We start from the raw sequence: 7527 nt of genomic DNA, 5'->3' as shown, positions 1-7527 counted from the left end.
TCCCTCAAAGACTTGAGTTAACCGGTCCTCACATTAAACTACTGCCCAATCCCGAGACCATCACAGTAAAACTCCACACAGCGCCATAAAAGAAAAAAGGGCGCCTCAAATTTTGAGACACCCCTTGTTTTTTCTTCATGCCCCTGGCAGGCATGCATTAATATCCTTTGTCGTCGATAGAGTCGAGTATCTTAAAATAACTGAAGTATCTTTCTTCGTGAATGATGCCTTCCTGTACCGCTTCCTTGATGGCACAGCCGGGCTCATTGACGTGGAGACAATTATTGAACTGACAATCGTTGATCAGCTTCGCCATTTCGGGGAAATAATGCGATAACTCCTGCTTGCTGATATCCACCAGGCCAAATTCACGCATGCCGGGTGTATCGATGATCCTGCCTCCGAATGGCAGATCATACATTTCTGCAAACGTAGTGGTATGCATGCCCTTGCCGCTCCAGCCACTCACATCCTGCGTTTTCAACTTCAGCTCGGGAAAGATGGAATTGATAAAGGTCGATTTGCCAACACCGGAGTGGCCGCTCATCAGCGTAGTCTTATCCTTCAACAAAGCACGCACTTCCTCCACGCCCTGTCCGTTGGGCACCGACATCAGTATCGTTTTATATCCGATTTCCGTGTAGGTAGCCTGTAGTTCTTCAAACAGGTCCTGCTCTTTCTTTTTATACAGATCGGCTTTATTGAAGACGAGCAGCGCAGGTATATGGTAGGCTTCGCTCGTAACCAGAAAACGGTCGATGAAGCCTGTAGACGTTTTGGGATCGCGCAGTGTAGCAAACAACAGCGACTGGTCGAGATTGGAGGCTACTATATGATGCTGTTTTTTGTGCGAAGGGGATTGCCGCGTAACATAATTGCGGCGTGGGAGTATCTCGGTGATCATCACCGTGCCCTCCAGCTCATTCTCTTTTTCCACGATCACTTCATCGCCAACCGCAATAGGGTTGGTAGAGGTGATGCCGTCGATCTTGAATATGCCTTTTATCCGCGCATTCAGCGTTTGCCCGTTCTCGGCCTTCACGACATACCAGCTGCCGGTCGATTTATATACCAATGCCTTCATGACCGGGCTTTGAATGAAGTGAGTAAATAGGACCTATCGGCGTGCAAAAAGCTCATTAAGGGAATTTTTTGAATAAAGTGTACCGCAGTGCTATTTCCAGCAAAAGTAAGGCAGCGGCGGCCAATGCAAATGGAAAGAATCTTTCGGTATAGCGTTTAAGCGTGGTGACCTCGATCTTTGACTTCTCGAGCTTATCGATTTCGCGGTAGATGCTTTGCAGGCTTTCATTGTCGCGCGCCCGGAAATAGAGGCCACCCGTTTCTTCGGCAATCAGGCGCATGAGTTTCTCATCGATGTTCACCTTCTGCTGGCGCATCACCGTACCACCCATGCCATCGGGCACCGGCACCGGGGCATAGCCATCGGTACCTACACCAATGCTGTACACACGGATCTGGTGGGCCTTGGCCATTTCTTTACCCACGAGCGGACTGATCAATCCGCCCTGGTTTTCCCCATCGGTCAGCAGGATGATGATCTTGGTTTTGGCCTTCGAACTTTTTAAGCGGTCAACGCTCAGGCCCAATCCATCTCCAATGGCGGTACCGTCTTCCAGCAACCCCCGTTGAATGTTGAATATCTGTGCTCTCAGGATCGACTTGTCGGTAGTTAGCGGCACCAGCGTAAAGCTTTCGCCCGAGAAGATCACCACGCCGATACGATCGGTAGGGCGCAGGTCAACGAACTCTGCAGCCAGGGCCTTACTCGCCTCCAGGCGATTGGGCAAGAGGTCCTGCGCCGACATACTGCCGCTTACGTCCAGGCATAGGATGATATCGAAGCCCTCTCCCATTTTCAGTTCTTCGTCGTTGCGCGTTTGCGGACGTGCCAGCGCAATGATGAGGCTGCTGATAGCCAGCAACCGCAGCACCAGCATCATATGCCGGAGGGTCTTCTTCCACGAACTGTTTCGCCTCAGGAAAGCAGTCGTAGAAACGGTGATGGAGCCCTGCTGCTTATCGTATCCTTTTAAATACCACAACACCATCAGGGGCAGCAGCAAAAAGAAGCCGAATACCCAGGGATGCGCAAATTCAATATGTTGAAACCAGTTATACAACAAAGCTTAAGCGATATTATTGAGTGTTTTAATGGTCGATTCTATAATGCCGAAATTCTTTTCATTGTCCTCGGCATTGGGCTCATAGCGAGCAAACTTCACAAAGTCGGTCATGCGCAGGGCATTGGTCAATTCCTTGAAGTATTCCGGCTGCATGGGTGCGCGGCGCAGGTCAACGATCAGCTCTTCGTTGGTCTTTTCGGCCGATGAGATGTTCATCTTCCGGTGCACGTAGGTACGCAGGATATCATTGAGCGCCGTGTAGTACTTTTTCACCTCCCCTTTGCCGGGCAGGTCTTCCTTCTTCAGCTTTTCCAATGCTGCCAATGCTTCATCATAGGGTGTTAAGGCAATGGCCACCACGGGCGGCGCTTCTATCTTCTTTTTCTTCCGCAGGAACAAAGCAAGCATCACACCCAGTGCCACCAGGGTAACCGCCCCGATGATCCAGGGTATATAATTGGTTTCGGTGTTGGCCACCTCTTCAATCTCTTTGATGTCTTTGTATTCCTGCGAGAGATCGGTATTGGCATAGCCCACCTGCACGCTCAGCGAATCGGAGAAATAGTGTTTGCCTTCCACGGTAACCGGCAGCATGGGTATTTGCCAGTATCCCGAATCGTAGCTGGTGATCACCACCTGCTGAATCCATTTTTTACCGTCTACGCCATCGAGCGTATCGATCTTGCCTTTGGCGAGAAATTCAAAATGCGGAATGGTATCGAGGTTGAACCAGGTGATGGATTGCCCCAGGGGCGCCCGTACATCAAGCGTCAATACCACCGAGTCGCCCACCACGATCTTGTCGCGATCAATAAATGCTTTTACCAGCACCTGTGCATCGGCGCTCCCTGAAAAGGTGAATAAACAAATCCCAGCTATTATATATCGTACCAACCGGCTCATGTATAGTTTAGTCCATTACTTATTACGTCCAATAAAGAATTTCTGCAACACCTTCACATAGTCTTCGTCTGTGCGTATATGCAACAGGTCGCTGCCGGCACTGGTGAATATGCTTTTGCAATAGTTCGTATGCTGAAAAAAGGCAGCCTGGTATTGCTGACGTACGAGGAAATCACTGGAATCCACCAATTGCCGTCTGCCTGTTTCGGCATCCTCCACATCGAGCAAACCGGCGGCGGGCAATTCCATGTCCAGTTTGTCATACACCTTAATACCTACCAGGTCGTGTTTCTTGCCTGCCACTTTAAGGTCGTCACCAAAGTTATCATCGAGAAAATCACTCAGTAAAAAAGCAATGCAACGCTGGCGGGTAGTGTTGTTGAACCGCCGCAGTGCCTCACCGATCTTCGTACCCTTATTGGAGGGCTCCATGGTCAGCAGGGTGCGCACCATGTACAACACATGATCCCTTCCTTTCTTGGGAGGTATGTGTTTTTCCACGCCGTCGTTGAAAAAGATGAGGCCTACTTTATCATTGTTACTGATGGCGGAAAAAGCCAGTACGGCCGCCATCTCGGTGATCATATCTTTCTTCCGGGCTTTAGTGGTTCCGATCAGGGAACTGCCGCTAACATCGACCATCAGCATCACGGTGAGCTCGCGTTCTTCCTCAAATACTTTGCTGTAGGGATGGTTGAACCGGGCCGACACGTTCCAGTCTATGAACCGGATATCGTCGCCGGCATGGTAGTCGCGCACTTCCTTGAACAGCATACCCCTTCCCTTAAAAGCACTGTGGTACTCACCCGTAAAGATGTGGCGGGTGAGCTTCTTGCTTTTGATCTCCAGCTCGCGGACCTTCTTTAATATTTCGGCGGTGGTGAGTATCATGGAACAGGTATTACACGGAGAATATCGTCTATCACGGCTTCCACGTTCACGTTTTCGGCTTCTGCTTCATACGTGAGTCCGAGGCGGTGGCGCAGCACATCTTTGGAGATGCTGCGTACATCTTCGGGGATCACGAAGCCCCGTTTGCTGAGGAAGGCCTGTGCTTTGGCAGCCAGGGCCAGATTGATGCTGGCGCGGGGCGAACCTCCGTAGGCGATCAGTGGCTTCAGTTTATCGAGCTTATAGCGCTCGGGGAAGCGGGTAGCGAATACGATATCGAGTATATAGTTTTCTACTTTTTCGTCGAGGTATACCTGCCGCACCAGGTCGCGGGCCTGCATTATTTCCTGCATGGACACCACCTGCCCTACTTCGGGCGGGCGGAGGCCCATCACGTTTTGGCGGATGATGATCTGTTCTTCTTCCTTGGTGGGATAGTCGACGATCACTTTCATGATGAAGCGGTCCTGCTGTGCTTCGGGCAGGGGGTAGGTACCTTCCTGTTCGAGCGGATTCTGCGTAGCCAGTACCAGGAAGGGTTCATCGAGCTTGTGGGTGGTATCGCCGATGGTCACCTGTCTTTCCTGCATGGCTTCGAGCAGGGCGCTTTGCACTTTGGCGGGAGCGCGGTTGATCTCATCGGCCAAGATGAAGTTGGCGAAAATGGGGCCTTTACGCACCACAAATTCATTTTTGGGCTGATTGTAGATCATGGTACCGATCAGGTCGGCGGGGAGCAGATCGGGTGTAAACTGGATGCGGCTGAATTTGGCGTGGATAGCCTGTGCCAGCGATTTGATTGCCAGCGTCTTTGCCAGTCCGGGTACACCTTCCAGCAATACGTGGCCATTGCTCAGCAGCCCGATCAGGAGCCTGTCGAGCATGGTATGCTGCCCGATGATCACCCGGGCCGTTTCATCGCGCAGGCGATCGATAAACGTGCTGTGGTATTGTATCTTCTCGTTGAGTTGACGAATATCGTCGGCAGTAGCCACCATATAAAGCTTTTATTATGAACGATTGATAGTAATCAGATTATGAAAATACGAACAATGCCGATGCAAGTTACTTGCCAACTTATTAAAAGCCTTCAAAAAAACCAAATAACTATCCTGATTAACAATAAAATAGCCCCAAAACCGTTCTTTACGACGGATGATTACACTCACCTTAAAAACCCAATACATGAAAAAGACCTCTATCCGTATCGTTTTAGGATTGGCCCTTTCGGCCATGGTATTTACCGCTTGCAAGAAAGATAAGGATGAAGCAGTAACTGTAACCAAGGAAAACCTTGTGGGCACCTACAAGCTCACAGAAATGAAAATGAAAGTTACAGGCGCGCCTGAAATGGATATCTTCAATCTTTACTTCGAAAGTTGCCAGCGCGATGATACCTATACCCTTGCTGCCGATTTCAAAGTTCAGGTAAAAGATCAGGGCACGGTGTGCGCTGACCCCAATAACTACGAATCAACCTGGTCAATGGACGGCAATTATGTTGAAATTGACGGAACTGCTGGTAAAGTAAAATCTTTCGATGGCAAAACCCTGGTGTTGGAAGCCGAGGGAACTGAAGGTGGTATGACTGGTACTGTAACCGCCAAGTTCGTAAAACAATAACCTTGTTTCAACTTACGATAAAGGCCCGCGCAAATTGCGCGGGCCTTTTTTATGATAGCGTCTTTATGGTTCAACTCAGGTACTTCCCCACGATCGGCAACCGTCTGCCCACCCCAAATGCCTTGCAGCTTACGCGGATGATGGGACAAAACTGGTTGCGCTTGTATTCATTGGAATTCACCATTTTCAAAATACGGGCTACCAGCGCCTCGTCGATACCCATCGCCACGATCTCCTTCGGCCCCTGGCGCCGCTCGATATACTGGTACAATACTTTGTCAAGCCCCTCGTATTCGGGCAGGCTGTCGCTGTCCTTCTGATCGGGCCGCAGCTCGGCCGACGGTGGCTTGGTAATAATGTTCTCCGGAATGATCTCACCATTGCGGTTGATATACCGCGCCAGCGCATATACCTGCATTTTATAAACGTCGCCCAGCACACTCAACCCGCCAGCCATATCACCGTACAAGGTACCATAACCCGTAGCCAGTTCGCTCTTATTGGAAGTATTGAGCAGGATATAACCAAACTTATTGGCAATCGCCATCAGCAGGTTGCCCCGGCTGCGGCTCTGGATATTTTCTTCTGCCAGGCTGAAGGGCAAGTCTTTGAACACCGGCTTCAGCGTCGATAAAAAGGCATCATACACTTCTTTGATGGGCACAATATCGTACGGATTGCCCAGCGTTTTGCTCAATTGCTCAGCATCACTTACCGAATGACCGGTTGAATATTGAGATGGCATCAGGATGGCCCGCACATTGTCTTTACCCAGCGCCTCACAGGCAAGGGCCAGTGTAACAGCACTGTCTATCCCGCCCGACGATCCAAGGATCGCTTTGGTAAAACCCATTTTGCGGAAATAATCCCGGATACCCAGTATCAGCGCCTGGTGTATTTCCTGGATGTTCTTGTCGTCGATCAGGTATTCGATGATCTTATTGGGATCGCTGATCTTCGATACCCGCATCTCTTTATCGAAATCGGTATCATGCAGCACTGCCTGCTTTTTGCCGGTACCCGCCCTGGCTACCGTAGTCGTAGCTCCCGATTCACCCGCTTCACCGCCATTCACCGCCACTTTCTTGAAATCCTCGTCGCTCACGATGGCGAAATCCTCTTCAAAATATTTCATCTCCTTCACTAACCGGCCTTCAGCACTCATTACCAGGCTGCCACCGTCGAACACTATCTCGGTTTGTGAACCAACGGCATTGCAGAAATAAAGGGGAATATTGTACTTCAACACATTGGCGCGTATTACTTCTATACGGTCAATATCATGGTCGTAATCGAAGGGAGAAGCGGAGATATTGATGATCAGGTCGGGCTGCTGCTTGATCAGTACATCCATCGGCGCAATGCGGTACAAAGGATTATCGCCCAGGTTCCACATGTCCTCACATACGATCAACGCAATCTTTTTTCCTTTAAAAGGGATCACGGCATGCTCATAGGCCGGTTCAAAATAGCGGTATTCGTCAAACACGTCATAGTTGGGCAGCAGGGTTTTCTTAGCCACCCCGTGCACCTTCTTGCCATATAGAAACCAGGCTGCATTGAAGAGGTCCTTACCGGCCGCTTCGGGGTTCCGCATGGGGCTGCCCACGATCACCCCTATATCTTCCGTATGTTCTTTGATGATATCGAGGGCCCGGTAACATTCGTTGATGAAGTCATTGAATTCGAGGAAATCGCGGGGCGCGTAACCGCAGACACTCAATTCGGAAAACACCACCAGGTCGGCACCACGTGATTTGGCATGTTGTATTGCACCTATTATTTTCCAGGTATTGTCTTCAAAATTGCCGATATGATAATTCTGCTGTGCTAATGCAATCTTCATTTGACAAATTTACACAATGTAGCCGTAGGCACAAGCATTGGGGAATGGTAGGATTGTAAACACAAAAGACTGGAAACAAGATATGTATAACGAATTTTAAGTTTATGTTTACAACAT

7 protein-coding genes are annotated in these 7527 nt (G+C 49.7%); 1 reads left to right on the top strand and 6 read right to left on the bottom strand.

Annotated elements, in window-relative coordinates:
* Nucleotides 1-157: 157 nt before the first annotated feature.
* Genes rsgA through P2H89_RS34710 form a run of 5 tightly spaced genes read right to left on the bottom strand, consistent with a single transcriptional unit; the run spans nucleotide 158 to nucleotide 4939 of the window.
* A complete protein-coding gene (gene rsgA / locus P2H89_RS34730; RefSeq protein WP_275836064.1) occupies nucleotides 158-1084 on the bottom strand; it encodes a ribosome small subunit-dependent GTPase A in 927 nt (308 codons plus the stop codon).
* Between the two features lie 55 nt (nucleotides 1085-1139).
* Nucleotides 1140-2147 carry a VWA domain-containing protein gene (locus tag P2H89_RS34725; protein ID WP_275836062.1) on the bottom strand — a complete coding sequence of 336 codons (1008 nt, stop codon included), beginning with the start codon at nucleotides 2145-2147 and terminating at the stop codon, nucleotides 1140-1142.
* Nucleotides 2148-2150: 3 nt separating this feature from the next.
* The gene (locus P2H89_RS34720; protein WP_275836060.1) at nucleotides 2151-3050 is read right to left on the bottom strand and encodes a hypothetical protein; all 900 of its coding nucleotides are present in this window, start codon (nucleotides 3048-3050) and stop codon (nucleotides 2151-2153) included.
* Nucleotides 3051-3065: 15 nt separating this feature from the next.
* A complete protein-coding gene (locus P2H89_RS34715; protein WP_275836058.1) occupies nucleotides 3066-3941 on the bottom strand; it encodes a DUF58 domain-containing protein in 876 nt (291 codons plus the stop codon).
* The gene (locus P2H89_RS34710) at nucleotides 3938-4939 is read right to left on the bottom strand and encodes a MoxR family ATPase (RefSeq protein WP_275836056.1); all 1002 of its coding nucleotides are present in this window, start codon (nucleotides 4937-4939) and stop codon (nucleotides 3938-3940) included. Before P2H89_RS34710 ends, P2H89_RS34715 begins: the two co-directional genes overlap by 4 nt.
* Before the next feature lie 187 nt (nucleotides 4940-5126).
* Between P2H89_RS34710 and P2H89_RS34705 the strand changes: the two genes are divergently transcribed.
* Complete coding sequence (locus P2H89_RS34705; RefSeq protein ID WP_275836054.1) at nucleotides 5127-5564, top strand: lipocalin family protein; 438 nt, start codon at nucleotides 5127-5129, stop codon at nucleotides 5562-5564.
* Nucleotides 5565-5634: 70 nt separating this feature from the next.
* Here P2H89_RS34705 and P2H89_RS34700 read toward each other — a convergent pair whose 3' ends face one another.
* Nucleotides 5635-7410, bottom strand: a complete 1776-nt coding sequence (locus tag P2H89_RS34700) for an NAD+ synthase (RefSeq protein WP_275836052.1) — start codon at nucleotides 7408-7410, stop codon at nucleotides 5635-5637.
* Between the last annotated feature and the right edge of the window lie 117 nt (nucleotides 7411-7527).

This window comes from Paraflavitalea sp. CAU 1676, assembly GCF_029223285.1.
GTDB lineage: Bacteria > Bacteroidota > Bacteroidia > Chitinophagales > Chitinophagaceae > Paraflavitalea.
This window is presented reverse-complemented; position numbering and strand designations above follow the sequence as displayed.